We start from the raw sequence: 25,011 nt of genomic DNA, 5'->3' as shown, positions 1-25,011 counted from the left end.
AAATAAAAAATGAAATACTTTTAATAAAATTTAAATAAATGTTAAAAAGTTATTCCCGATTTTTAATTAAAAGCCATCCTGAGTATGAAACTGGTAATTGGGTATCTGGCTCAATCCACTTGATAATATACCAATATGTTCCCGTTGAAAGATTTCTTCCATTGGCTGTTCCATCCCATATATAATTCTTGTCAGAAGACTTATAAACAGTGGTCCCATAGCGGTCTGCCACCTCAATAGTGACATTTTTTTTGATTTTTAATTCAGAATAATTCAGAACATCATTGATTCCGTCTCCATTTGGGGTAATGGTATTGATAAGATTGAGAACCAGAAACTCTTTGGTTACATGGCTGCATCTGTCAGAACCCAATACATATACCGTATGAAGACCTCTTGATAATCCTGTGAAAACGTTAGAGGTTTGATAATCAAATCCATTTAATGAATATTTATAAGGTGCTGTTCCTCCGGTTACAAAAACCGTTGCTGTAGTACCGGTTACCTCAATCTTAGTGATAGTTGGAGCCTGTGAGGTAGTTACATTCACATGCTGGCGGTATACACACCCGTTGAATCCCAGATCTACATAATAAGTTCCCGGTCCCACAGAAATACTTGGCGACGTGGCACCTGTACTCCATAGGTATGAAGTGAATCCTGGACCTGCATCCAGCATTATTTTTTCATCAGAACAAATGACCTGATCACGAAGCTTCTCTGATTTTTTAGGTGTTTTCAGATTCAGAGTTAATACAGCTGTATTAGGACATGCTGTATTGCTTTGAAATCTTACATACAATACCGTTGAGAGAGACGTAAGGGTCTGTGATAGGGAAATAGGATTTAATCCTGCCTGAGCATTCGCCAGTGAAGTGTAAAAAGATAATGTCACTCCCGGATCTGTGGTGAATAAAGCTTTATAATCATTAAGACTTACCGCTTCCGAACCACTAAGGTCATTGTCACAGATATCAGCCTGTGCATTATTGGTAATCAAAGGAATTTTATTTCCAATTGTAAAATTGATCTGCCCAAATACAGGAGGGCATTCTCCAATAACACCGGATACTCTTACATAAACCGTGGTGTTGGCCGTGAAAGTCCAGTTGGCCGGAAGAGTATTGTTGTTTCCTGCATTGGCATCAGCCTGATTAAGATAATATCTCACTGTGAAGTTGGCAGGATTCGTTACAATTTGAGGGGTTACATTCGTAAAGTTAACGCTTACAATGCCATCAAAATTATCATCACAAATAGCAGCATTGAAGTTGCTTGTGTTAATATTGGGAGTAGGATAAGTATTTAAAGTAATGGTTGCCGTTTTAGAACATCCATAGATTGAAGTTATATTTGCATATATCGTTCCGGCCTGTCCTGAGTAAGCTGCGGGATTAGTAATTTGGCCTGTTAAATTTTGATTGGTGAAATAAGTTACTGTTGCACCAGGTTCCTGAGTTACACTAGCTGTAGTCAGGTTGAATGTTCCGTTTCCGTTAGCAGCTGCGCAAGAAGTAAGAGAAGCATTGTTTACCTGAAAAACATGGGTGTTGATTACAATTTTAAAATATTCAAAAGCCGCCGGATTTCCGTTCCCCTGAATATAATAAGTGAATGTATCCGTAGTATTGGCAGTAATACCTGCATTAGGAGTATATATGATTTGTCCTGTTGTCGGATTTATACTTATGGTTCCGTTGGTGGGTGATACAATAATGTTTGTATATGAAGGATCAATAGTTTGGGTTGAATTACTAAATACCGGATTGATGATTTTGGTATTACAAGATCCAATATCATAAGTTGTTGTAGTGATAGGCGGGCATGCAGTATAATCAAATTCTGCTGTAAGCCTGGATTCACAGTTTGTTCTGGTGATATAGCAGGTGTATATTCCGGAGCCGTACAAATCAGGATTGATGGTTGGGGTAGTAGCTCCTGTAATCGGGTTTCCGTTCAGATACCATTGGTAGGCATCATAACCAGATTCTACAGAAAGCTGAACACCATTATAACAGTCACCGGTTTTTGTAATTACCGGAACAGAAGAAAATCCTGCAAAATATCCTCCGTATCCTACCGCTCCGTTCCCGGCAGCAATACCTGCTGTAACAGGTTTCGTTGAACCTACAGTAATATTTCCAGTTACACTTGGAATAGAATAAGTAACCCAGTTTGGATTTCCTGTTACCGGAGCCGGGCCTGTACCCGCTGCAATAGGGTTTCCATTGATCGTCACAGCAGCACCAGCCTGAGTAATAATATTAAGTCTTGTATTGAAGGTATCAGTTCCTATTTTATTAATAAACCCGATCTCGTTAATTTCCTTAGGCAAGAAACAGCTTAAAGGCGGAATAAAATTCATCCCTCCTGTGGCATAAACCGTACCTGTGGAAGTTCCGGCCAAAAGCTGATATACGTATACATTGTTATTGGCAGAAATACTCATATTGTAATTTCCGTTCACCTGACTTACATAGTTGGTTCCCTGAACAACATAATATTGTCCTGCATTTAGAGTAACATTATTCAAAAGCGTTCCGTTTACAGTAAGCTTTGTATTATTTACCGTAGCAATCACTACGGCGACTTCCATTCCTGAATTAGCTGGCCCGTTTCCTTTCATCATCACAAAATCTTTCCCCAATCTTTCTACCGGAACAGCCTGATCCATCAATACATCTACATTAGTATTGTTTTGAGTGGTATAGATACTGTTAAAGTTTCCGTTGGTGACAGAGATCGGTTTATTGGCAACAATTTTTGCACCTACTAATCCTGTTAAGTTATTAGGATTAAGGTTGCTCTGTGCTTCAATGATGTATGATTTTCCTTTATTGATGGTGAAAGTTCTCGATGGAGCTGAAATTCCGTCTGAGAAAACAACAGCAGGGTTGTAACCTGATAAAGTTACAGTGGTATTATCTTCCGTTGCAGTTATTCCAATAGTTGAGTTGACATAAGGCTTGGCAGTGGTATTGGGAGCCATCCCTACGAAGAACGTTTTCCCGAGTCCGGCCAATCCTTTTGAGGTAATAAATTCAGCCTGATCCTGTACGGTGAATCTGTAGCTGGCAAAGAATTTTTTACTTCCTTTTACATACAATCCCATGGAATTGGGCGTAAAAAGTCCTGATGGGGTGGAGGAAATCATCATATTGTTCGGAATGGTTACCTGAACAGGATTTCCTTTGCTTACCTGAACGGTAGAAAATACATTGTTATTGTTAAATACCTGTACAGAGAAAGGTGTTGTTTCATTGGTAGAAAGATAAAGATAACCTTTCGGAGTTCCAAGGAGACTGCTTGCGGACATAGGAGCGATCCAATGCTCAGAATCCAATTGTGCATTCACCAATAAACAAAAAAAAGTGCAAAAAGCCAGTAGAAATTTTTTCATGCGTTATTATAAGGGGCCGCAAATTTAAACATTAATAATCAAATTTTTATGTAAAAAAAGTTTTGAAATAACGTTTATTCTGTATTTGCTGAATATTTAAAATTCCCGTCATATTACGTTAATAATCACATGCTTTTGCGGAATAAAAAAATCCCGGTGAACTTCACCGGGATTCTATATTTTTTTGAAAGGGCTGGCTTATAGGCTTACTCTTACAAATCCTGTTACTTTTAGGTCTGCGTTTACAGATTTTACGTAATCAGCAACTGAGATACTTCCGTCTTTAATGAAATCCTGGTGTACCAAAGTGTTGTCTTTGTAGAATCTCTGCATTTTACCTTTAAGGATATTGTCGATAATGTTTGCAGGCTTACCTTCTTCAGTAAGTTTGTGTCTTTCGATCTCTAATTCTTTATCGATAGTTTCCTGAGAAACTCTTGTTTCGTCCAAAGCGATTGGGTTCATAGCAGCAACCTGCATAGAAACAGCTTTAGCAGCTTCGTCAGCTCCGTCTACTTTAGCAGAAAGAGAAGAGATTGCAGCAATTTTGTTTCCAGCGTGGATGTAAGCTCCTAAGAAATCTCCCTGGATTCTTTCGAAAGATCCGATTTCAATTTTCTCACCGATAACTCCTGTTTGCTCAATTAATTTTTCAGCAACAGTCATTCCGTGGAAGTCAGTAGCTAAAAGCTCTTCTTTAGTAGCAGCGAAGATAGCCATTTCAGCAATTTCGTAAGCTAGCTCAATGAACGCTTCGTTTTTAGCAACAAAGTCAGTTTCACAATTTAAAGAGATTATTACACCTAAAGTGTTGTCTTCGTTTACTCTTGCGATTACAGCACCTTCAGCAGATTCTCTGTCAGCTCTGTTAGCAGCAACTTTTTGTCCTTTTTTTCTAAGGATATCTACCGCTTTTTCGAAGTCTCCTTCAGCTTCAACTAGAGCTTTCTTGCAGTCCATCATACCTGCACCTGTTTGATTTCTTAATTTAGCTACGTCTGCAGCAACTGGTGTATAAGACATAATATGTATTATTTTTTTATTTATTATTAGTATTAATTTTTAGCTTACTTTTAGAGCAGTGCAAAGATAATGATTTTAATGATAAACTAAAAAATGACTTTTCACGTTATTAATATATTTAATACTATTTTAAAGATTTGATTAATGAAAAAAATCTTCTTTCTCCTATTTATATGCATTTTCTCTCTTGGATTTTCCCAAAAAAAGAAAAAAACAAAATCTAAAGCCGTTGTTGAAAAAGAAACGGTAATTATCTATACAGAGCAGGAAGCGGAAGTTTCAAAAGAAGCCAGAGTGATTGCCGGGTTCCTGAAACAAAACCCCGGACACGCCAAAACAGATTATTTTAAAAGAAAATTGATTGATATTATTATGGCCGGAAACTCTCCTGAAGCAAAGCCAACTATTAAGCCAATCAGTAAAGAAAAAATTGAAAATATTGTAAAAAATAATGAGCTGAACAGTGGCAAAACAATCGCAACGAATACCGCAAAGACCGTTAACGGTAAACCTGTTTCTGATAATACAGCAGCTGCTATTGAAGCTTTAAAAGAAGAAAGAAGAACAACTACTTTTGCATCGGCAGGCTCTGCTGGCTCAGCAAAAAGTGCAGGAAGTTCTAAATCTGGACCAAGTGAGGAAAATAAAAAAACAGCAGCTATGCTTACCCATCTTTTTAATAATGATTTGAATAAGAGTGAAGCGTATGTGAATATTAAAAACAGATCTGCCTGTAATCTCATCGTAAAGATCAGCGGTAAAAAATATTATAATCTGACAGTTCCTGCAAAAGGAGAAAATTTTATTCTTGTTGATAAAGGGGAATATGTAATGACAACCTCAGTATGTGATGCTAAATATTCTTCTTTGAAGAAAATTACTCAGGATATTGAAATTGCACTCAACGTCTCAGAATAGGATAAATATATAGAAGAAAGCTAAAGAAAAAAGGTTAAGAAGAAATTCTTAACCTTTTTATTTTTTATCCTTTAAACTGACCCATTGCAATGAATTTGTCCTGTCTTTGGGTTTCAAGCTCCTGTCCTGTAAATTTGGAGAAAGCTTTGATATTTTGTAAAATTGAATTTTTCAGGTTCAAATAAGTAGTCTCCTGGTCATAATGAGCACCTCCAAGCGGTTCCTCAATAATCCCGTCGATGAATTTTTCTCTTAAGGCATCTGCCGGGGTAAGATTTAATGCATTGGCTGCATCTTCTTTATGATCCCAGTTTCTCCATAAGATCGAAGAACAGCTTTCCGGAGCAATTACCGTATACCATGTGTTTTCCAACATATATACTTTATTTCCTACACCTATTCCTAATGCTCCACCGCTGGCACCTTCTCCAATGATGTAAGTGAAGATTGGTGTTTTCAGCTGTACCATTTCAAAAATATTTCTTGCAATAGCTTCACCTTGTCCTCTTTCTTCAGCTTCCAATCCTGGGTAAGCTCCCGGTGTATCTACTAAAGTTACCACAGGGATATTGAATTTTTCAGCAAGCTTCATTAGTCTTAAAGCTTTTCTGTATCCCTCAGGATTAGGCATTCCAAATCTTCTGTGCTGTCTTTCTTTAGTCGTTCTTCCTTTTTGAGTCCCTATGATCATTACTTTTTGACCATCCAGGGTAATCAATCCTCCAATCATTGCCGGATCATCAGCGAAATTTCTGTCTCCATGAAGTTCTAAGAAACTGCCTTTGTCTGCCATTCCGTTAATGTAGTCCAGTGTATAAGGACGATCCGGGTGACGTGACAGTTGTACTCTTTGCCAAGGTGTAAGATTAGAATAGATTTCTTTTTTCTTTTCTAAGATCTTATCCTCAATCTGGCTGCATGCTAATTTTACATCAACACCACTTTCTTCTCCTACTAAAGAACACGTCTGGTATTGATCCATCAATTCTTTGATAGGAAGTTCGAAACTTAAATATTCCATTTCTTGAAGTAAATTAAATCTTTCAAATGTATGAAAAATTATGGTTATTTTAGTTAAAATTATTTATAGCATTCTTTATTCTTGCGATACTTTCTTCTTTACCAAGGGTTTCCAGAATGTCCGGAACGTCCGGTCCTTTCAGTTCTCCTACTAAAGACAAACGTAGTGGCATCATCACCTTGCCCATGCCTAATCCCTTGCTTTCCGCGAAATCATGCATCTTCTGCTTTAATGTTTCAGCGGAGAAGTCTGTAGATTCAAAAGCAGTTGCCAATTCACCTAAAATAGCAGAAGTTTCTTCATTCCATGCTTTTTTTGAAGCTTTTTCATCATAGGAAACCGGAGATTCAAAGAAAAATTTCCCATTTTCGTAAATATCTTTCGGAAAGGTAGCTCTTTCTTTCATCAGGTGGATTACCTTCAGCAGTTTTTCATCAGAAGCACCGGAAAGATCAAGATCTGTATTTTTAAGGATCTGTAGAAGCTCTTCATCAGATTTCATCTGAATATACTGATGGTTGAACCACTCAGATTTTTCTTTGCTGAATCTTGCACCTGCTTTGTGTACTTTATGAAGATCAAATTCTTTGATCATTTCTTCCAGTGGAAGAATTTCTTTATCGTCAGCAGGAGACCATCCCAATAATGCAACCATATTGATGAAAGCATCAGGAAGATAACCATTTTCTCTGTACCCTTTAGACACTATTCCTGTAGCTGGATCTTTGAAATCTAGCGGGAATACCGGAAATCCGAATTTATCACCGTCTCTTTTGCTTAGTTTTCCTTTTCCTTCGGGCTTTAAAATTAGAGACAGGTGGGCAAACTGTGGCGCTTCCCACTGCATTGCTTCATATAATAAGGTGTGAAGTCCTAAAGATGGCAGCCATTCTTCCCCACGGATTACATGAGAGATTTCCATTTCGTGGTCGTCAATGATGTTGGCAAAATGATAGGTTGGCATTCCGTCATTCTTTACCAGAACTTTATCATCTAGAGTATTGGTATTAACGGAGAATTTTCCACGGATGATATCTTCAAGATTCAATACTCTGTCAACAGGCATTTTAAATCTTACGACATAAGGTGTTTTGTCATCCAGTAATCTTTTAACCTCTTCTTCAGAAAGGGTAAGGCTGTTTCTAAGGCCGTTTCTGGTTTTATTGTCATAGGAGAAAACATCACCTTTCGCTTCATACTCTGCACGAATGGCATCCAATTCTTCTGCCGTATCAAAAGCGATATAAGCATAATCTGTTTTTAAGATCTGCTCTGTATATCTGTCATAGATGTCTCTTCTTTCAGATTGTCTGTAAGGAGCATATTTTCCTCCTTTTTTGGGACTCTCATCAGGGGTGATTCCGCACCATTCCAAGGCTTCTTCAATATATTCTTCAGCGCCTTCCACGTATCTGGCTGTATCTGTATCTTCAATTCTCAATACAAATTCTCCTCCCTGGTTTTTAGCAAAAAGATAATCATATAATGCGGTTCTTACGCCTCCCAAATGTAAAGGTCCTGTAGGACTTGGAGCAAAACGTACTCTTACTTTCTCCATTTCAATTTTAATTTTTGCAAATTTACTTAAAATTATGCGTTTACGGGATGATTTCTCCCCGTGTATTATTTTTTTTGATTCTGAATTTTCTATTTATTTCTATAGATCTCATAAAATATGGGTTATATGTATTTTATATTGACTGATACTGTACATCGTGTGATATTCACAGGGTGGTTTTGTCAGAATTTGAATCATAAATCAAATGTTTTAAATAAATATCATTGATATTTATTGTAAGTATTTAGATTGATCTTAAAATTCTGTAATCAGTATAGATTTTATTTTTTTTATACTTATATTTCCTTTATTAACAGTGTTTTAATAATTTATTAAATTCACTAAATAATGATATATATCATTGCTCATTGCTTTTGTCACTCATTGTTGAATATTATCTTTGCCGAAACTTTTAAATAATCTATGAAAAAACAAATTTTATTTTGCTTCAGTAGTTTACTGATGCTTTTTATGAGTTCTTGTTCTACAGAAGAACTTAACAGTGAGGTAACCCCTGAAAGCCCTGCGGCAAAGGCTAGTAACAGATTGGCTGCATCCAAATTTGCAGGTGACGGAATTTATGACGTCTTAGGACATGGTTATAATGTTGCCGGCGAATACGCCAATGCAACAGCAGCCGGTTTTAAAGTGATTGATATTGACCGTTTTAAAGCAGAACAGGCCAGCAGACTGATCAGCGAAAACACATTCTCACAGGAATATACTGAAGAATACGGTGAAAATGCTGAATCTTACTCTAAAATGGTTTCTACCAAAGTGAATGCTACCGCAGGTATTCCATTATTCAAGAAAACACTTTCTGTAGGATTTAATTCTGCCGTAACAACCAACAATAAGTTTGAAGGAAAGTATATCTACGGAAGCTATAATCTTACCATTAAGCAAAAAAGAGTAAGATTCAATACTACTACAGATATGTTGGGAGACTATCTTACTCCGGAATTTATTCAGGATTTACAGACAAAAACTCCACAACAAATTGTGGAAGACTATGGAACTCACGTAACACTTGATATCTACACAGGAGCAAAACTGGATGTTTTATTTCAAGCAGAAACAAGAAGCCAGAGCCGTGACCGTGCTGCAAGAATTGGGGTGAAAGTGGGAATGAAAGACATCTTTGACGTAGATGTAACAAACGATGTGAATACTTCGGAATCTTCCATGAACTATTCTAAAAAATTAGCCTATAAAACAAGAGGAGGAGATCCATCAAAAGGTTTGGTAGGAGATCTTAATCTGGATCAGAATAATCCTAAAATCAATATTTCGAACTGGCAGAACAGCTCTAATACAAGCAACTCAGTTTTGGTAGATTTTGGAAGCAACGGACTGGTTATCATCTACGATCTAGTGAAAGATGCTGCTAAAAAAGCTCAGCTTAAAGCCTATGTAGATCAGTATTTGATCGACAATAAAGTGTATATGGAATTCAATACAATTCCGGTTTACAGATATTATAACGGAGTAGACCATTATTACACAAAAACTCCGGGAAGCTACAGCGGATATTCTTATGAAGGAACGGAATTCAATGCATTCTTATATAAAGCGCCAAACACCGTTCCAATCTACAGATATTATAACGGTAAAGATCATTATTATACAAAAACTCCGGGATACTATCAGGGATATGTAGACGAAGGGATTGAGTTTAATGCTTTTGCAACTCAGCAGCCTAATACAGTTCCAATCTACAGATACTGGAATGGTAAAGATCATTACTATTCAAGATCAAGTGTAAGACCATCAGGTTATGTGGCGGAAGGAATTGAATTCTATGCCTATTAATTAAAAAATATTGATATTTTACAACAAAGAAGCCGTCTCAGTTTTGAGGCGGTTTTTTCAATAAAAAAAAGCACTTGCTATTTGAAAGAAAATTAGAGAGTAATAGGAACATCGAAAGAATATTTCCGGTATGCTTGTCATTAAAAATGTATTTTTGTAGCTTATAAATTTAGTTGATCAATGAAAAAACTAATATGTTTTTTATTGTAAAAGATCTTTCTCAAAAGCCGCAGAAATGAAATATGATGTTTTCAAATATTTCTATTGTTGTTAATGAAGGATGATAGAAGCTAAAAAATTTAACTTACCTACAAATGAAAATTATTTTCCACGAAAACCAACTATGTTATAGGGGTACCTCTAATGCCCTTTTTGATTATGCTTATTATAACGAAGAAATGCTCGGCAATGAGTCAATGATTCTTTATCCTAAAAATAGTCCGAATAATGTGGAGGAAGCTATTGATCGATTTAAAAATAAGTTTAATGTCTTTGGATATAGTGATATACAGGAAAGGGATGAGATTATTAAAAAGTCAAATGCCGATCTGTTTTATGCTATAAAATCTGGGGAGATAGAAACAGATATACCTCAAGATCTTATTAAAACTGCTATTCATGCAGTTTTTAAATACAACGAGCCATATGGTGATGTATACGCTTATGTATCAGAATGGCTGGCAAAAACAATGAGTAAGGGAACATTGCCTTTTGTTCCTCATATTATAGATCTTCCTGAAGTGAGCGGTGATCTTCGCAGTGAGTTGAATATTCCAAAAGATGCTATAGTATTTGCGAGATATGGCGGAGCAGAAACTTTTGACATAAGATTTGTGATGGAAGCTGTAAAGAAAACAGCACTCAAAAATAAGAATATATATTTTATTTTTATGGGAACCGATGAATTTATAAAGAGAAGTTTTTTCAGATCTTATAAGAATATCATTTTTCTTCCTCCTACAACAGACATTGAAAGAAAAGTAAAATTTATTAATACTTCTGATGCTTTTTTACATGCCCGAACACAGGGTGAAAGTTTTGGGATGGCCATAGGTGAGTTTTCCATTAAGAATAAGCCTATTATAACATGGTCCGGATCTGATGAAAAGTCACACCTTGAAATTTTGGGAGATAAAGCTATTTTATATAAGGATAAGCAAGATATAATGCAAATTTTGAATAGCTTTAAACCGGATAATAGTAAAAATTGGGATTGCTATTCTCACCAGTTCAATCCCCGATCAGTTATGGAGAAGTTTGAGAATGTATTTCTAAAATAATTAAGAAAAGAAAAGGTTAGTATTATAATTAATACTAGCCTTTAATATATTTAAATCCCCCCCCCCCCCTTATTAAAAAAGACTTTTTAACCAGAGTTTTATTTTTTTAGTGAAAGATAAGTCTAGGTTTAGTTTCTCTTGCGGATATTTATTTAAAAATGAAACAATAAATTCATCAATATTTTTTGCAGGAAAAAAAGATAACTCTTTCCAAATACCTTTATATAAAGGATGGAAATCTATAAATGTTTTATAATTGTCAGCATTAACTTTCTTCCAAGAATTTAAAAACTCTGAGGTATCAAAATCATTTTTGTGTCCCCAATTATTAATCTTCTCTGAAATTTCTTCTTCCTCTCTTGCCCAGGATTGGTGAATTAAATAATAATTCAGTGCGAGAATTCTGCCTTTATTTGTATTTCTTGCATATTCATATTGAGGATAGTTTGTAATCAGCATACATTTCTCATCAAAAGGCGTAATTACAAAGTAACCTTCAGGATTTTGTTTAAATAATGTAACAAAGTTGACTTGAAAATTAATAGGATTTTTAGCTGGATTTTTTAACAGATATTTATTTCTTTTCAAGAATTGAGCTAATGTCTGGAAATCATATGCATATTCATCTCCATCTATTTGGATATGCCAGCCGCCAGCACCCATTTTTTCTGCCATCATATTTCTCTGCCTGGTTTCCAGTTCCATGGGCTGCATTCCATCAATGAAAAAAGTGTCTTTGTAAAATATGATTTTATTCTGGGTATCCAATTTTTTTATATCACTGAAAACACTTTCAGGAATAGATATATCATTTCCCGCCCAAGTTTTATTATTGGCATCATAACTTATTACAATACAATCTGCATGTTCATAAATATGATGAAGAGAGGTAAATATATAGGAATAGTCATAGGATAGAAGATAACCTGCTTTGATCATGTTTTTATTTTTACTCATAATTTTTAATAAAATTTAATGATTATAATTTGGAGTAAATACCATCCATAATGCCTCTTACATATGCTTTTGCTAAAGAAAAATCTCCTCTTTTAAAAGCTTTTCTCGCCAATTTCCACCGTTCTTTTTTTACATACTTTATATTACCTTTATATAAACGGCAAAGCCAAAAACGATTTCGGGTCATATAATATTCATAAAAACTTCCTTTTTCACTATAGATATTAAAAGCAGATATATTGGTGTTCACAGCTAATTTCCATTGCGTTTTTCTTAAGACCCGTAAGCACCATTCAGATTCTTCATAATACATGAAAAATTTTTCGTTCATAAATCCTATTTCATCCAAAATCTCTTTTCTGAACATAAAAACACTGCCGTCAACATAATCTATATTGTAATTATAAGACAGACTTTGTACTTTTAATTTATTGGCATTGAAATGTACATGCTCTCCTACAAAACCTTTTTCAGGATGCAGCAGACCCCCATCTGAATAGATTTTATTTTTGTCATTCCTGTAACATATTCTAGGACCTACAACGCCAAGATCTTTCTTTTCCTGCAGATCTCTATATAAAGTTTCAATAGTAGAAATATCAATATCAATATCAGGATTAAGCAATAGGAAGATTTTTTTTTCATCTTTTATAGCTTGCTTTATGGCTAAACTATTACCATGAGCATACCCACCATTTTTATCGCTGATAATAAAATTGATGCCTTTTTGCGATCCGAATTTTGCAATTTTATCTTTGTCTAAAGAGTTATTATCTACAACATAGATTGATTTTTCCTGACAATTTTGGCTCAGTAAAGCATTAACCCCCCTGGTAGTATCCTCAAAAGAATTATAATTCAAAATAATTATAGCTAAATCTGTCATTGCAACATTTTAAAAATTTCTTCTTTCTGAGCTTCAATAGAAAATGGGTAAATGGCTTTCTCAGAATTATTGTGCAGCGTATTCCAGGTAGATTCATTGGTACAGATTTCAATAATGTTATCTGCAAATTTTTGATAATCTTCATTTCCTGAAATTAAGGCAGTAACTCCGTTTTCCAAAAACATACCTTCAGCACCAATTTCAGTGGTTAATACCGGAAGAGTATATTCTAATGCCTGGCCGATTTTACCTTTTACCCCTGCTCCAAATCTCAATGGTGAAACCGAAGCGAAACATTTTTCGTAATAAGGAATAATATTTTCTACAAAGCCTGCAATTTCAAATCTTTCAGAATTCATTTTTTCAATAGATTCAGGTGCTTCCGAACCAATGATGGTGATCTTTAGATCTGGTAATACTTTCCATACCAAAGGCATAATATGGTGATAAAGGATTTCTACTGCATCCACATTAGGATCATGCAAAAAAGTTCCGATAAAGAAAATACCATCCCTTTTTTCAAATGGCGGCATATCTTCCGGTTTCACTTTTAAGTTATGAACATTGCTTACTGTAAAAAGTTTAGATTGGTCCACAAATGCGGTCATAAACTCTTTTTCTTTATCACTGATTACTGCTATTTTATCAGCCTGCTTACAAAGCTCAGTTTCTATATGTTTATAGTGTACCAGTTCTTTGGCTCTGTTTTTATCGTATTTTATTTCAAGACCTCTTTCCATTCTAAGATAATGGATGTCTACCATATCATAAACAATCTTAGCCTGCGGTGCTTTTTTTCTGAAAAAATCCAAATAATGTTCAAAAAGTTCAGGTCTGTGGCACCACACAAAGTCCAGTTTGGGAAGAAGACTGTTGATAAAATGCTTTTTACCCTTCATAATGCCGTATTTGCCTATAAAAGGAGTATACACCATTACATTATGATCATTTAGGTTCTGGATATATTTTTTTGATTCCAGCTTGGGAATGGCCTTTCTCCAGTCCATCAGGTAGACATTATAATGCTTACCCAGAAATTTTGCAATTTCGGTAATCCTGTTAGATGCAGAGTCTTTATCAAATGTAGGAATCTGGCTGTCTACAATCAGAACATTCTTTTTATCAGGATCAGGAGTAATGTTCTTTACAGATAAAGGATAATGCCTCTTTAAGTATATATAATTTTTTATTTTTCTTTTGATACCCATGATCTTTATAATTTGAATATTTTCTTTGTAAAGTTTCGGACACTGTATTTATCAATAATATCTTGAGAAATTTCCTGGTAATCCAGCTTCAGAAAGTTTTTAATCTTGTCAGTATTTAAATGGTTGCTGTCTATTATTAATATATTATTGGGGTGATAAAATTCGTATTCTTGTACTGCTGTGTTGGTTGTAATGAGTTTTTTTCTGTACCCTAAACTTTCAAACGTTCTGAAAGATAATCCTTTCTGATCTTTTCTCTGAATGTCAATCATTGCTTTAGACTGGGCAATCAATTTCTTGGTTTCATCAAGTGAAAGATATCTTGTGGTTGAAATTAAATGAGGATATTCCAATTTCTGATACCAAAATAATACAAAATAAATATTTAATCCACCTTCAGCCAAAGCTGTTGAAACCGCATTGATTTCATCAATTCTGGAATCGTAAGACGAAACATTGAAAATGTCATACTTTATTTCTTCCGGCTCTAAGGTCTCATCATAAATGAAATTAGACGTTTCAATAAAGTTGTATTTTTTAATGTCCTCTTTTTCATACGAGTAAATTTCGTCAAAAAAATGGGTGATTTCAAGCTGTCTCGGAAATTTTTTACAGCTGTCATATAAATACGCTGTAAATGTCTCTGTATTATTCTTTAATTGTTTTAACAAAGAATCATCCAGCATATCCGGTCTGATCACAAAAATAATATCCTGCTTCTCTTTTATCCGGTCTAGAATCTGCTGATTGAAATATTTCTTTTTTATGTTACTCCCAAATAATTTGGTAATGCCATTCCAGACTTTTACAAAAATATTGGGATACTTATATTTTATAGTATCTGTTTTAATATCAGTGACCACAATATTATGATGAGAACTCAGCTCCTGAACAACAAAATCCAGATAACCATACGCAAAAGGGTAAATTAAAGTAATTTTCTTTGACGTCATTTTTTAAATATTTCTTTCAGCTTATTTTCAAATGCAATTTTTTCATTCAAAACCATATTTTTATAGGTGCTGAATTGTGAAATATGATCAGGATAGTGGTTTAAAACCTCTTTTATTTTTGCAATAATTTCGGGAATTGCCTTTTCAGTGAAATTGAATTTGTATTCATCTGGAATCATCAAATCCTCATAAAATGCAGAAGATCCGTTTTTTCCGGAAATAATACAGCAATCCTGAGATACAGATTCTCTCAGCATTTTATCTCTTCCCGGGTTTTCTCCAAAATCTACATATAATAATGATTTTGCCATCAAATCTTTAATTTGGTCGGCATTCATATTCTGTACAGGAATCCATTGCAACTCCGGAGAATTCTTAATCAATTCAGAGACCTCTTTTTTTCCTTTTCTCGGATTGTATAAAATAGTTTTGTTAGAAAGATCTTTTTCTATTCTATCCGTATTCTTTAAAAAGCTCGGATTAATATAATCACAGACAAAATCTATCTGGCTGGCAGGAATACCATGATCTTTTATATAGATGGAAGACCTGTAAGACTGAGCCCATTGAAACACATTGGGTAAATGTTCAAAATGATATTCTTTATCGTTTTGTTTATAGAATAACTTAGTGAAGAAACTTTGTCGTCTTATTCTGTGATCCATTAAAATTTTATAAAAATCTACACTTAACCACCATATTACTTTTTGGCTTTCAGGGTATTTTTTTATCAGGAAAGTCATAGATTCCGGGATGATCAGAATATTTTCAGGCTTATCTTCTACAATTTCAATTTCTGTTGTAGCATAAACATTATAATTAACAGGTTTTGCATTTTTTCTTTGAGGAATATAATGCATAAAAACATTTTTAATTCCCAGGTGATAGAGCTTATCAGCAAGTTGATGCAAAGCTTCGGGACCTCCGGTAACACTATTTGGAGGACAAAATATGATTATTTTTGATTGATCTGTATGTGTAAGCATGATTTTTAGGTCACAATATATTTAGGGTAATTGAAAAACTCTTTCTACCCATTGATTGAGTGTGTAATAATTATAAACTTCATCAGAAATTTTTTCATAAGGAATTTCAAAGAATGACTTATCCAGATTACTACAGGTGTCATTTAGGACCAGTATATTATTGGGATTATAAAAATCATAGTTCTTAATAAATTCATTATCTGTTATGATCTTTTTTTCTAAAGCCATAGCTTCAAAAACCCTGAAACTCAAACCATATTGGTTTTCACGGGTAAGATCCAGCAAAGCTCTGGAATTTTTATAGAATTCCGGAAGTTTTTTGTGGCTAATTTTTTTGATACTGAAAATGATATGAAGGTTTTCCGGTACTTTAATAAAAATATTCTTAAGCTGGTGCTTCCATCCTTTTTTACCAATAACAATAATCTGGAATTTTAAATTTACCTCAAGCAGCCTTTTTGTAAGTAGTTTTATAAATGCAACTCTTTTATTATCATAAGATGTAATATAAAAAAGATCCATTTTCGGTTTTTGCTGTTTACTGCAAAGGTGTGGAAGGTAGATATAATTGGTGAGCTTTTCAAAATTATATTTTTGAACGTCTGCAATATCGAAAGAAAGTATTTTATCAAAAAGATTCAGTTTTTCTTTTTCTACAGGCACCCTGTCCAGACTATCATAAAGATAAGTAATAAGACGATCAGAATATTCCCTTATTTTTTCAAGGGTAGACAAATCAAAAGTATCAGGATTCAATACCAGAATCTGATCCTGATGTCCTAGTTTCTCCAGAGATTCTAAAACAAATTTTTGTCTCTTTTCTGTTTTTAAATTTTTATTAAGAAAGATTTTGCTTACAGCATTGGTAGCTCGCTCACTGAAGTTAGAATGTGTTACAGATCCCATTCTTATATGATGAGCATCAATACCTTTTCTACACAATGTTTCCACAATATGCTCGTCGTATCCCCAAAAATCAAAACTAATAACGCAAATCTTCATTCAACTAATTTTGCTCTTTTTTTAATGATTCATAGGTTTCGTAAACGCTTAAAGACTGCAGATAAGATAACTGATATCCTTCTTTTCCGTCTAAAACACCTAATCTCATTATGTAGGCTTTAAAGAATTTAAAAGCTGTTTTAAGATATTGAACTAAAACACTGTACTTTTTCCCTTTTGCAGCCAGTTCTTTCCCCTTTAAAACTCCGTAATGAATCATTTTTTTTCTATAAGATTCATAATCTGAAACGGAGTAATGTAGTAATTTATTTTTTAAAATCCCAATGCTTCCGTTAACTTCCAGAGTTTCGTGTACTTTTTTTTCCGCCATATATCTGGCCTTCGATTTTCTGAACAGTCTGAAGTTTTTATCTCCCTGTGTTCCTGAAAACTGAATCGGTTTCTGAGCAAAAAAGAACTTCCTGTAAAAAAAGTAGGCATCCTTTTGCCCGGGTTTATTCAGCTCATTAATGATTTCCTGTTTCAGTGCCGGGGTAATTCTTTCGTCACCATCCAAAAATAATACCCAGTCATTTTTTGCAGCATCCAGAGCTAAATTTCTTTGCTTTGTAAAGTCTTCAAATTTATTTTGAATCACTTTTACATTAGAGAATTTCTTTGCAATTTCTACAGTTTTGTCCGTACTAAAAGAGTCTACTACTATTATTTCATCACAGAAATCAAAAGACTCCAGAACATCCTGTATATTTTTTTCCTCATTATATGTTATGATTAAACCACTTATATTCATCACAACGGGTTGTTTGATAGAGAAGTACGTAAAATACCCCTTTAAAATTGTTTTTTAAAATAGTTTTAATCTTCCAAAGATAAGTTTTAATTTGAACTTTATTATCGAATCTTTGCCTTTTATATCAACTCTGCATAGTTCGTATGGATGCCGGGTTGGGTAGTAATTAACTCTATTTCCAATTCTTACTGCAAAATCAATTCCTATTTTTTTTAAAACAGAAAAAAAAGCAGATTTTTCTTTTCCTTTATTGGGATATTTGCCATAAGGATATGCCAAAACCTTTGAGTAAGCTATGCTGTGGGCATCAAGAATTTGCATATTCTTTTCTAGATCTTTTTCTATAAGGTCGAAATGTCTGGTTTTCAGGCTTTCATGGGCGTGGGTATGAAGAGCAATTTCAAAATATTTTTTATCCAGGCTTCTGATTTCATCAAAGGTCATCATATGATAATTTTTATATCCGTTTTCTATGAATCCTGTGGGGATAAAAATAGTGGCCTTCAGACTGTATTTTTCCAGTAAAGAAGGCAGGTATTCAAGGTTATTTCTGTAGCCGTCATCAAACGTGATGATGATATTCTTTTTAGCAGAAGTAGTAAGTTCTGAAAAGAACCGGCAAGTGTATTTTTTACGGCTTAGATATGAAAACTGCTGTTCAAGGTTCTTTAAGCTTACTGTAAGATCTTCATGGCTTTCTTTTTCAATCTGATGGTACATAAGAATAATCAGTTTGTTATGCGGAAAAGCCAATAGATAGAGACGGAAATAGATGGCGATAAATACCGCCGATACAACAGGAATAAGACACAGAATCATGCTATTTTATTCTATTTTTTTCTATTTCCATTTTCACCAGTCTTATTTTTTCATACAGTTTAATATATTTTAAAAAAGTGTAATAAGACATCGTTTTGGCAATGTAAAATCCGGGAAATCCGTCAAGAAAGCCTCGTTTGAAGATGAATACTTTGATAAATTCAAAAATAGGACTTACAATGATTTTGAATCTATTGATTTTTTTTCCTCTTTCAAACATCTTTTCTGCCATCATATCAGAATATTTATTGATTTTTGAGACATGATGGTGAATGCTTTTATAGGTGTAGTGATCCAGATTTCCTTCCAGAAGTCCGGATTTCTGATCGGTAATCAAAAATTCGTGTACTTTATCATCAGAATATTTGACGTATTTTTTTCTGAAAAGTCTTTCACGGTACACATTTCCCCAGCCTCCGTATTTGATCAGGTGTATCCCAAGATGGTTATTGAATTTTGCATCATACACATTGAATTCCGTATTTTCTGTAGAAATAATTTTCTTTATAGATCTTTTCATATCTTCATCAGGAACTTCGTCGGCATCCAGAAACAGAACCCATTCATGAGAGCATAAATTAAGGGCATGGTTTTTTTGTTCACCATACCCATTAAATTTTTTCTCAAAGAATTTTACCTGAGGATATTGCTGAGTGCAAATTTCTTTGGTCTTATCTGTAGAAAAGCTATCAACAATAATAATTTCATCCGCTGTGTCTGCCAGAGAGTTTAATAGCCTTACGATGTTTTCTTCTTCATTATAAGTAATGATTGCAAGGGAAAGAGCCATTTATTTGTACTCGAGAATAGTCTTTTCAATAATCTTCACGCAATCCAGTAGCTGCTCTTCAGTAATTACCAATGGCGGTGCCAGTCTGATGATATTACCATGTGTAGGTTTTGCCAGAAGTCCGTTTTCTTTTAATTGCAGGCAAAGATTCCATGCGGTAGAACTGTCAGGTGTGTCGTTGATAAGGATAGCATTTAAAAGTCCTTTTCCTCTTACTTTGGTAATAAGGTCTGTCTTTTCTATCAGCTTCTCAATTTCAGCTCTGAAAAGCTTTCCTAATTCTTCAGCTCTTTCAGATAGTTTTTCGTCTGCTACTACATCCAGTGCTGCTACGGCTACTGCACATGCAATAGGGTTTCCTCCGAATGTTGAACCATGTTGCCCAGGCTTAATAACATTCATGATGTTGTCATTTGCTAAAACAGCAGATACAGGGTACATTCCTCCGGAAAGGGCTTTACCTAAAATCAAAATATCCGGCTGTACGTCTTCGTGGTGGCAGGCAATCAGTCTTCCTGTTCTTGCGATACCCGTCTGAACTTCATCCGCAATGAAAAGAACGTTGTGTTTTTTACATAGTTCAGAGGCGTTTTTAAGGAAGTTTTCATCCGGAACATATACTCCTGCTTCTCCCTGAATAGGTTCTACAAGGAATGCTGCAATATTTCCTGCTTCTCTGTTAAGAACATCTTCCAAAGCTGCAATATCGTTATAAGGAATTTTGATAAATCCAGGAGTAAAAGGTCCGTAGTTTTGATTAGCATCCGGATCATTAGAGAAAGAAACAATGGTTGTGGTTCTTCCATGGAAGTTGTTTTCACAAACGATAATTTTTGCTGCGTTTTCTGCAATTCCTTTTACTTCATAACTCCATTTTCTGGCAAGTTTTACAGCCGTTTCCACAGCTTCCGCTCCGGAGTTCATGGGTAAAACTTTATCAAATCCGAAAAGAGTTGTTATTTTCTGTTCGTATTCTCCTAATTTGGAATTGTAGAATGCTCTTGAAGTTAAAGCAAGTTTTTGAGCCTGCTCTACCAAAGCTCCTACAATTTTAGGGTGGGAGTGCCCCTGGTTCACGGCAGAATATGCTGAAAGAAAATCATAATACCTTTTGCCCTCAACATCCCAAACGAAAACACCTTCTCCACGATCCAGAACTACTGGAAGAGGGTGGTAATTGTGTGCTCCGTGTTTGTCTTCAAGGTCAATAAAATACTGTGAGTTTTTTGTTTGTTCTGCTGTTGACATATTTTTTTGATTTTCAACAAAATTACACAATATTAATGATATACATGAACAAATGCACAATAGGGTTTTGGGATATATTTGAAGTAAATTTTGGGTGTAATCATGTCGTATTAGAAAATATTTTCTTTGTAGACAGATAGTTTTTTAGGTATTATATCTTTCTTATGGCGGGTTTTTTATTTTCCGTTTCTTGATTAATTTTTATTAACGAAAGATATTGGAGCGTTCCAGTTATCTTTATAATATTTAATCTGAACGGATTCTGTATTGATGACCAAAAATAAAAGCTGCCTCAAAAAGAGGCAGCTTCATTATATATTTTTAAATAATCTTAGTGATTATCATATTTTCTATCCATTACAAAATCTTCCATGAATTTTGTAGTATAGTTTCCTGCAAGATAATCTTCATTATCCATCAGCTGTCTGTGGAAAGGAATGGTAGTTTTTACTCCTTCAATATAGAATTCCTCAAGGGCACGTCTCATTTTAGCAATAGCTTCTTCACGGGTCTGAGCCGTAGTGATAAGCTTAGCAATCATAGAGTCGTAGTTAGAAGGGATACTGTATCCGGAATACACGTGCGTATCTACTCTGATTCCGTGTCCACCAGGGATGTTTAATCCTGTAATTTTTCCCGGAGACGGTCTGAAGTCTGCATAAGGATCTTCTGCGTTAATTCTACACTCGATTGAGTGCAATTTCGGGTAGTAGTTGATTCCTGAGATAGGAGTTCCTGCAGCAAGAAGAATTTGTTCTCTGATCAGGTCATAATCAATTACCTGTTCCGTAATAGGGTGCTCTACCTGGATTCTTGTATTCATTTCCATGAAATAGAAATTTCTGTGCTTGTCTACAAGGAATTCGATAGTTCCTACACCTTCATACCCAATAAATTCAGCAGCTTTTACAGCAGCGTCACCCATTTTCTCACGAAGTTCATCTGTCATGAACGGAGAAGGTGTTTCTTCAGTTAGTTTCTGGTTTCTTCTCTGTACAGAACAGTCTCTTTCTGAAAGGTGGCAAGCTTTACCAAATTGGTCACCAGCAACCTGAATTTCGATGTGTCTAGGTTCTTCAATCAGTTTTTCCATATACATACCTCCATTTCCAAAGGCAGCTACAGCTTCCTGAATGGCAGACTCCCAGTGATCTTTAAGGTCTTCAGCTTTCCAAACGGCTCTCATCCCTTTTCCACCACCACCGGCAGTAGCTTTAATCATTACAGGGTATCCTGTTTCTTCAGCTACTTTTACAGCATGCTCATAAGATTCGATTAATCCGTCAGAACCTGGTACACATGGTACACCAGCTGCTTTCATGGTAGCTTTAGCATTCGCTTTATCTCCCATTTTTTCAATCTGTTCAGGAGAAGCACCAATAAATTTGATCCCGTTCTTCTGGCAGATTCTTGAGAAGTTAGCATTTTCAGATAAGAATCCGTAACCTGGGTGAATGGCATCAGCATTGGTAATTTCCGCAGCAGCAATAATGTTAGGGATTTTAAGATATGAGTCTTTACTCATTGCAGGGCCAATACATACCGCTTCGTCAGCAAATCTTACGTGAAGACTGTCTTTATCAGCAGTAGAATATACTGCAACGGTTTTGATCCCCATTTCTTTACAAGTACGTAAAATACGCATTGCAATTTCGCCACGATTGGCTATTAATATTTTTTTGAACATCTTCTTCAATTTGAAAATTAGATAATTTGAAAATTAGATAATGTTATTTTAATGTAGAATTTAATCTAACATCTAATGTCTAACATCTAACTTCGAAATTAAGATGGATCTACTAAGAATAAAGGTTGGTCATACTCTACAGGAGTAGCATCGTCAACTAAAATCTTAACGATTTTTCCACTGATTTCAGATTCAATCTGGTTGAATAGTTTCATTGCTTCAATAACGCAAACTACTTTACCAACAGAAACTTCGTCACCTACATTTGCAAATACATCTTTATCAGGAGATGGTTTTCTATAGAAAGTACCAATCATTGGAGACTTGATGGTTACATATTTACTGTCATCAGATGCAGCTTCAGCTTTCTCTGTAGCCGGAGCAGCTGGAGTTGCAACAGGTGCCGGAGCAGCTGCTGCCTGTGGAGCAGTGTGGTATACTGCAGGTTGTGCGTAAACAGCATCGCTTCCAGCTAATGGAGTTTTAATAGTGATTTCGAAATCTTTAGTTTTGTACTTCACCTCTGATACTTCAGCTTTAGATACAAACTTAATAAGATTTTGTATGTCTTTAATGTCCATAAATTTGATATTTGATTTTGGTTCAAAGATACCAAAAAAACGCAAAAAACAACAAAAAACCGCCAAATTTTATCAAAATTGGGCGGTTTTTGTATTAAAATGAGGCTTTTTCAGTGAAAAGCGTCTCTTAGTTTTCTTCAGTAGCAGCTACTTCTTTTTCCAATACTACTTTACCTCTGTAGTAAAGTTTTCCTTCATGCCAGTGAGCTCTGTGGTATAGGTGAAGCTCTCCTGTTGTTGTATCTTTAGCTAATTGAGGAACTACAGCTTTGTAGTGAGTTCTTCTCTTATCTCTTCTTGTGGACGATTGTCTTCTCTTTGGATGTGCCATTTTCTAATAACTTTTTTAATTGATGAGCGATGAGATTCATCATCTCATCATATTTAAATTATTCTATTTAATTATTGTCTTTTAACTTTCTTAAAGCATCCCATCGGGGATCACTTTCATGTTCTTCCTCTTCATTTCCCTCAATATCTTTAGGACTGAACTGATCAAGAATTTCAAGATCTTTATCACTTACATTCGGTGAAATTTTTTTCATTGGGATAGAAAGCATTACATTTTCGTAGATCAAATGGGCTACGTTGAAGGCATGCTCTGTACTCGGAATGGTAATGACATCTTCATTGCTGTCATCATATTCTTCCCCGAAATTCACCAAAATCTTGATTTCATTCTCAATAGGATAGTCGAAATTTTCGTTTGTAATGTCACAAACCAACTCTACCAATCCTTTAATTTTTATCTCAAATTCTAAAAAAGTAGTATGCTTATCAAGAGATACATGTACTTCTATTCTAGGATTTGTAAATTCCTGTTCAGTGTCAAATAATTGAAAGAACGTTTTATCTATCTCAAACCTGAACTCGTGTTTTCCGTTTTTTAGTCCGGAAAAGCTTACGTCATAGTTTCTTAACTTGTCCATAAAATGAGTGTGCAAAAATATGCATTTTTTTTATAATAACAAATAAAATCCGAAACAAATTAAATTAAAATTTGTTTTAAAGATTTATGCTTCAGTTTCATCCGGTAGATCTTCATCTATTCCGTTGTCTACAACCATTTTTCTTGGCTGTAGGCGGCCGTTCATCAGTTCGCTGTATTCACTTCTGTTCTTGAAAACTTTAATTGCTGTGAAGATAGCTTCTGTAAAACTCTGTTCATCGGCTACATTTTTTCCCGCAATATCATATGCTACTCCGTGATCCGGAGATGTCCTGATAAAAGGAAGACCTGCAGTATAATTTACCCCTTCTTCATAAGCGAGTGTTTTGAATGGTGCTAATCCCTGATCATGATACATTGCTAAAACGGCATCGAAATTTTTGTATTTGCTAGGCTGGAAGAAGCTGTCTGCAGGGAAAGGACCAAATGCCAATATTCCGTTGTCAGAAAGTTCTTTGATAGCAGGGATGATGATTTCAATTTCTTCATTTCCGATAACTCCGCCATCTCCTGCGTGAGGATTTAATCCCAACACCGCAATTTTAGGCTTTTGAATATAGAAATCTTCTATCAATGTTTGGTTTAATACTTTAATCTGCTTCTTTATTTTTTCCTTGGAAATATTTTCAGCAATCTGTGCAATAGGGATATGGTGCGTAGAAACGGCTACTTTAAGATCTTCAGTCACAAGGAACATCAGTCCCTTTTTGTTGAATTTCTCCTCAAAATATCCAGTGTGTCCGGCATGTTTGAAGCCCATTTTCACCATTTCATCCTTGTTGATAGGAGCAGTTACCAGAACATCAATCTCTCCTTTCATTAAAGCTTCAGTAGCTGCTTCCAGAGAATCTATCGCCATTTTCGTAGATTCTTCCGTAGGAACTCCCAATTCTACATTTACGTTTTCTTTGGTAAGGTTCACCATATTCAGTTTTCCTGCCTGAGCCTGTGAAGCTTCGTTAATGTAGTTGAAATTAAGATTTAGCTTAAAAATATTTTTCTGATAGGTGAATAATTTTCCCGAACCAAAAATTACAGGAGTGAAAAAATCTGTAATGGTTTTGTCATTCAGAGACTTCATGATGATCTCCGGGCCGATGCCGTTGAAATCACCTATTGAAATTCCTACTCGTACTTTATGGTTTTTTGGGCTCATTTTGATTATCTTTGAAGATTATAATT

Annotated in this window: 22 protein-coding genes; 3 read left to right on the top strand and 19 right to left on the bottom strand. The window is 34.9% G+C overall.

All coding sequences use genetic code 11. The features are described 5' to 3' along the window. Positions 1 to 49: 49 nt before the first annotated feature. Together CLU97_RS19185 and tsf are read right to left on the bottom strand one after the other, a co-directional pair. On the bottom strand, positions 50 to 3,400 hold the full coding sequence (locus CLU97_RS19185; protein ID WP_121489354.1) for a gliding motility-associated C-terminal domain-containing protein: 3,351 nt from the start codon (positions 3,398 to 3,400) through the stop codon (positions 50 to 52). A gap of 198 nt (positions 3,401 to 3,598) precedes the next feature. Continuing rightward, entirely contained in the window at positions 3,599 to 4,423 is an 825-nt protein-coding gene (gene tsf, locus CLU97_RS19180; RefSeq protein ID WP_121489353.1) for a translation elongation factor Ts, read from the bottom strand. 144 nt (positions 4,424 to 4,567) lie between these two features. On the opposite strand from tsf, the gene CLU97_RS19175 reads away from it, so the two are divergent. Continuing rightward, positions 4,568 to 5,341 (top strand): DUF6759 domain-containing protein, encoded by a 774-nt coding sequence (locus CLU97_RS19175; protein WP_121489352.1) that lies wholly within the window; start codon positions 4,568 to 4,570, stop codon positions 5,339 to 5,341. A 64-nt stretch (positions 5,342 to 5,405) separates the two neighbouring features. Here CLU97_RS19175 and CLU97_RS19170 read toward each other — a convergent pair whose 3' ends face one another. Together CLU97_RS19170 and gltX are read right to left on the bottom strand one after the other, a co-directional pair. After that, positions 5,406 to 6,362: an acetyl-CoA carboxylase carboxyltransferase subunit alpha gene (locus CLU97_RS19170; RefSeq protein ID WP_047435651.1), complete on the bottom strand. Its 957-nt coding sequence runs from the start codon at positions 6,360 to 6,362 to the stop codon at positions 5,406 to 5,408. Between the two features lie 49 nt (positions 6,363 to 6,411). Continuing rightward, on the bottom strand, positions 6,412 to 7,920 hold the full coding sequence (gene gltX / locus CLU97_RS19165) for a glutamate--tRNA ligase (RefSeq protein WP_121489351.1): 1,509 nt from the start codon (positions 7,918 to 7,920) through the stop codon (positions 6,412 to 6,414). A gap of 423 nt (positions 7,921 to 8,343) precedes the next feature. On the opposite strand from gltX, the gene CLU97_RS19160 reads away from it, so the two are divergent. Continuing rightward, the gene (locus CLU97_RS19160; RefSeq protein WP_121489350.1) at positions 8,344 to 9,732 is read left to right on the top strand and encodes an MAC/perforin domain-containing protein; all 1,389 of its coding nucleotides are present in this window, start codon (positions 8,344 to 8,346) and stop codon (positions 9,730 to 9,732) included. 314 nt (positions 9,733 to 10,046) lie between these two features. Continuing rightward, positions 10,047 to 11,012 carry a glycosyltransferase family 1 protein gene (locus CLU97_RS19155; protein ID WP_121489349.1) on the top strand — a complete coding sequence of 322 codons (966 nt, stop codon included), beginning with the start codon at positions 10,047 to 10,049 and terminating at the stop codon, positions 11,010 to 11,012. Between the two features lie 72 nt (positions 11,013 to 11,084). Here the strand turns inward: CLU97_RS19155 and CLU97_RS19150 are convergent, their stop codons facing one another. The 15 genes from CLU97_RS19150 to pdxA all read right to left on the bottom strand — a co-directional run bounded on the left by CLU97_RS19150 (position 11,085) and on the right by pdxA (position 24,985). After that, on the bottom strand, positions 11,085 to 11,969 hold the full coding sequence (locus CLU97_RS19150) for a hypothetical protein (protein WP_121489348.1): 885 nt from the start codon (positions 11,967 to 11,969) through the stop codon (positions 11,085 to 11,087). A 22-nt stretch (positions 11,970 to 11,991) separates the two neighbouring features. Further along, positions 11,992 to 12,855: a glycosyltransferase gene (locus CLU97_RS19145; RefSeq protein WP_121489347.1), complete on the bottom strand. Its 864-nt coding sequence runs from the start codon at positions 12,853 to 12,855 to the stop codon at positions 11,992 to 11,994. Next, positions 12,852 to 14,063, bottom strand: coding sequence for a glycosyltransferase (locus CLU97_RS19140; protein ID WP_121489346.1), 1,212 nt, complete (start codon positions 14,061 to 14,063; stop codon positions 12,852 to 12,854). Before CLU97_RS19140 ends, CLU97_RS19145 begins: the two co-directional genes overlap by 4 nt. Before the next feature lie 5 nt (positions 14,064 to 14,068). Next, positions 14,069 to 15,016 (bottom strand): hypothetical protein, encoded by a 948-nt coding sequence (locus CLU97_RS19135; protein ID WP_121489345.1) that lies wholly within the window; start codon positions 15,014 to 15,016, stop codon positions 14,069 to 14,071. After that, complete coding sequence (locus CLU97_RS19130) at positions 15,013 to 16,002, bottom strand: hypothetical protein (RefSeq protein ID WP_121489344.1); 990 nt, start codon at positions 16,000 to 16,002, stop codon at positions 15,013 to 15,015. Before CLU97_RS19130 ends, CLU97_RS19135 begins: the two co-directional genes overlap by 4 nt. Positions 16,003 to 16,023: 21 nt before the next feature. Continuing rightward, positions 16,024 to 17,004: a hypothetical protein gene (locus tag CLU97_RS19125; RefSeq protein WP_121489343.1), complete on the bottom strand. Its 981-nt coding sequence runs from the start codon at positions 17,002 to 17,004 to the stop codon at positions 16,024 to 16,026. Positions 17,005 to 17,008: 4 nt separating this feature from the next. Continuing rightward, positions 17,009 to 17,755, bottom strand: coding sequence for a glycosyltransferase family 2 protein (locus tag CLU97_RS19120; RefSeq protein ID WP_121489342.1), 747 nt, complete (start codon positions 17,753 to 17,755; stop codon positions 17,009 to 17,011). A 54-nt stretch (positions 17,756 to 17,809) separates the two neighbouring features. Further along, the gene (locus CLU97_RS19115) at positions 17,810 to 18,574 is read right to left on the bottom strand and encodes a polysaccharide deacetylase family protein (protein ID WP_121489341.1); all 765 of its coding nucleotides are present in this window, start codon (positions 18,572 to 18,574) and stop codon (positions 17,810 to 17,812) included. A 1-nt stretch (position 18,575) separates the two neighbouring features. Beyond that, on the bottom strand, positions 18,576 to 19,364 hold the full coding sequence (locus tag CLU97_RS19110) for a glycosyltransferase family 2 protein (RefSeq protein ID WP_121489340.1): 789 nt from the start codon (positions 19,362 to 19,364) through the stop codon (positions 18,576 to 18,578). Further along, complete coding sequence (rocD, locus tag CLU97_RS19105) at positions 19,365 to 20,612, bottom strand: ornithine--oxo-acid transaminase (RefSeq protein WP_121489339.1); 1,248 nt, start codon at positions 20,610 to 20,612, stop codon at positions 19,365 to 19,367. A gap of 331 nt (positions 20,613 to 20,943) precedes the next feature. Then, a complete protein-coding gene (gene accC, locus CLU97_RS19100) occupies positions 20,944 to 22,299 on the bottom strand; it encodes an acetyl-CoA carboxylase biotin carboxylase subunit (RefSeq protein WP_047385963.1) in 1,356 nt (451 codons plus the stop codon). A gap of 98 nt (positions 22,300 to 22,397) precedes the next feature. Further along, the gene (gene accB, locus CLU97_RS19095; protein WP_121489338.1) at positions 22,398 to 22,880 is read right to left on the bottom strand and encodes an acetyl-CoA carboxylase biotin carboxyl carrier protein; all 483 of its coding nucleotides are present in this window, start codon (positions 22,878 to 22,880) and stop codon (positions 22,398 to 22,400) included. 127 nt (positions 22,881 to 23,007) lie between these two features. Further along, positions 23,008 to 23,211, bottom strand: a complete 204-nt coding sequence (gene rpmF / locus CLU97_RS19090; RefSeq protein ID WP_121489337.1) for a 50S ribosomal protein L32 — start codon at positions 23,209 to 23,211, stop codon at positions 23,008 to 23,010. Positions 23,212 to 23,278: 67 nt separating this feature from the next. Further along, positions 23,279 to 23,809 (bottom strand): YceD family protein, encoded by a 531-nt coding sequence (locus tag CLU97_RS19085; RefSeq protein WP_121489336.1) that lies wholly within the window; start codon positions 23,807 to 23,809, stop codon positions 23,279 to 23,281. An 84-nt stretch (positions 23,810 to 23,893) separates the two neighbouring features. Beyond that, positions 23,894 to 24,985 carry a 4-hydroxythreonine-4-phosphate dehydrogenase PdxA gene (gene pdxA / locus CLU97_RS19080; protein ID WP_121489335.1) on the bottom strand — a complete coding sequence of 364 codons (1,092 nt, stop codon included), beginning with the start codon at positions 24,983 to 24,985 and terminating at the stop codon, positions 23,894 to 23,896. Positions 24,986 to 25,011 lie beyond the last annotated feature (26 nt).

Source organism: Chryseobacterium sp. 7 (assembly GCF_003663845.1).
Taxonomy (GTDB): domain Bacteria; phylum Bacteroidota; class Bacteroidia; order Flavobacteriales; family Weeksellaceae; genus Chryseobacterium.
The sequence above is the reverse complement of the archived record's forward strand: the minus strand, read 5'-3'. Positions and strand labels throughout refer to the sequence as shown.

Bases quoted from the DNA above. Each gene is read 5' to 3' on its own strand.
- CLU97_RS19185 (WP_121489354.1), bottom strand. From the start codon at position 3,400: ATGAAAAAATTTCTACTGGCTTTTTGCACTTTTTTTTGTTTATTGGTG.
- tsf (WP_121489353.1), bottom strand. From the start codon at position 4,423: ATGTCTTATACACCAGTTGCTGCAGACGTAGCTAAATTAAGAAATCAA.
- CLU97_RS19175 (WP_121489352.1), top strand. From the start codon at position 4,568: ATGAAAAAAATCTTCTTTCTCCTATTTATATGCATTTTCTCTCTTGGA.
- CLU97_RS19170 (WP_047435651.1), bottom strand. From the start codon at position 6,362: ATGGAATATTTAAGTTTCGAACTTCCTATCAAAGAATTGATGGATCAA.
- gltX (WP_121489351.1), bottom strand. From the start codon at position 7,920: ATGGAGAAAGTAAGAGTACGTTTTGCTCCAAGTCCTACAGGACCTTTA.
- CLU97_RS19160 (WP_121489350.1), top strand. From the start codon at position 8,344: ATGAAAAAACAAATTTTATTTTGCTTCAGTAGTTTACTGATGCTTTTT.
- CLU97_RS19155 (WP_121489349.1), top strand. From the start codon at position 10,047: ATGAAAATTATTTTCCACGAAAACCAACTATGTTATAGGGGTACCTCT.
- CLU97_RS19150 (WP_121489348.1), bottom strand. From the start codon at position 11,969: ATGAGTAAAAATAAAAACATGATCAAAGCAGGTTATCTTCTATCCTAT.
- CLU97_RS19145 (WP_121489347.1), bottom strand. From the start codon at position 12,855: ATGACAGATTTAGCTATAATTATTTTGAATTATAATTCTTTTGAGGAT.
- CLU97_RS19140 (WP_121489346.1), bottom strand. From the start codon at position 14,063: ATGGGTATCAAAAGAAAAATAAAAAATTATATATACTTAAAGAGGCAT.
- CLU97_RS19135 (WP_121489345.1), bottom strand. From the start codon at position 15,016: ATGACGTCAAAGAAAATTACTTTAATTTACCCTTTTGCGTATGGTTAT.
- CLU97_RS19130 (WP_121489344.1), bottom strand. From the start codon at position 16,002: ATGCTTACACATACAGATCAATCAAAAATAATCATATTTTGTCCTCCA.
- CLU97_RS19125 (WP_121489343.1), bottom strand. From the start codon at position 17,004: ATGAAGATTTGCGTTATTAGTTTTGATTTTTGGGGATACGACGAGCAT.
- CLU97_RS19120 (WP_121489342.1), bottom strand. From the start codon at position 17,755: ATGAATATAAGTGGTTTAATCATAACATATAATGAGGAAAAAAATATA.
- CLU97_RS19115 (WP_121489341.1), bottom strand. From the start codon at position 18,574: ATGATTCTGTGTCTTATTCCTGTTGTATCGGCGGTATTTATCGCCATC.
- CLU97_RS19110 (WP_121489340.1), bottom strand. From the start codon at position 19,364: ATGGCTCTTTCCCTTGCAATCATTACTTATAATGAAGAAGAAAACATC.
- rocD (WP_121489339.1), bottom strand. From the start codon at position 20,612: ATGTCAACAGCAGAACAAACAAAAAACTCACAGTATTTTATTGACCTT.
- accC (WP_047385963.1), bottom strand. From the start codon at position 22,299: ATGTTCAAAAAAATATTAATAGCCAATCGTGGCGAAATTGCAATGCGT.
- accB (WP_121489338.1), bottom strand. From the start codon at position 22,880: ATGGACATTAAAGACATACAAAATCTTATTAAGTTTGTATCTAAAGCT.
- rpmF (WP_121489337.1), bottom strand. From the start codon at position 23,211: ATGGCACATCCAAAGAGAAGACAATCGTCCACAAGAAGAGATAAGAGA.
- CLU97_RS19085 (WP_121489336.1), bottom strand. From the start codon at position 23,809: ATGGACAAGTTAAGAAACTATGACGTAAGCTTTTCCGGACTAAAAAAC.
- pdxA (WP_121489335.1), bottom strand. From the start codon at position 24,985: ATGAGCCCAAAAAACCATAAAGTACGAGTAGGAATTTCAATAGGTGAT.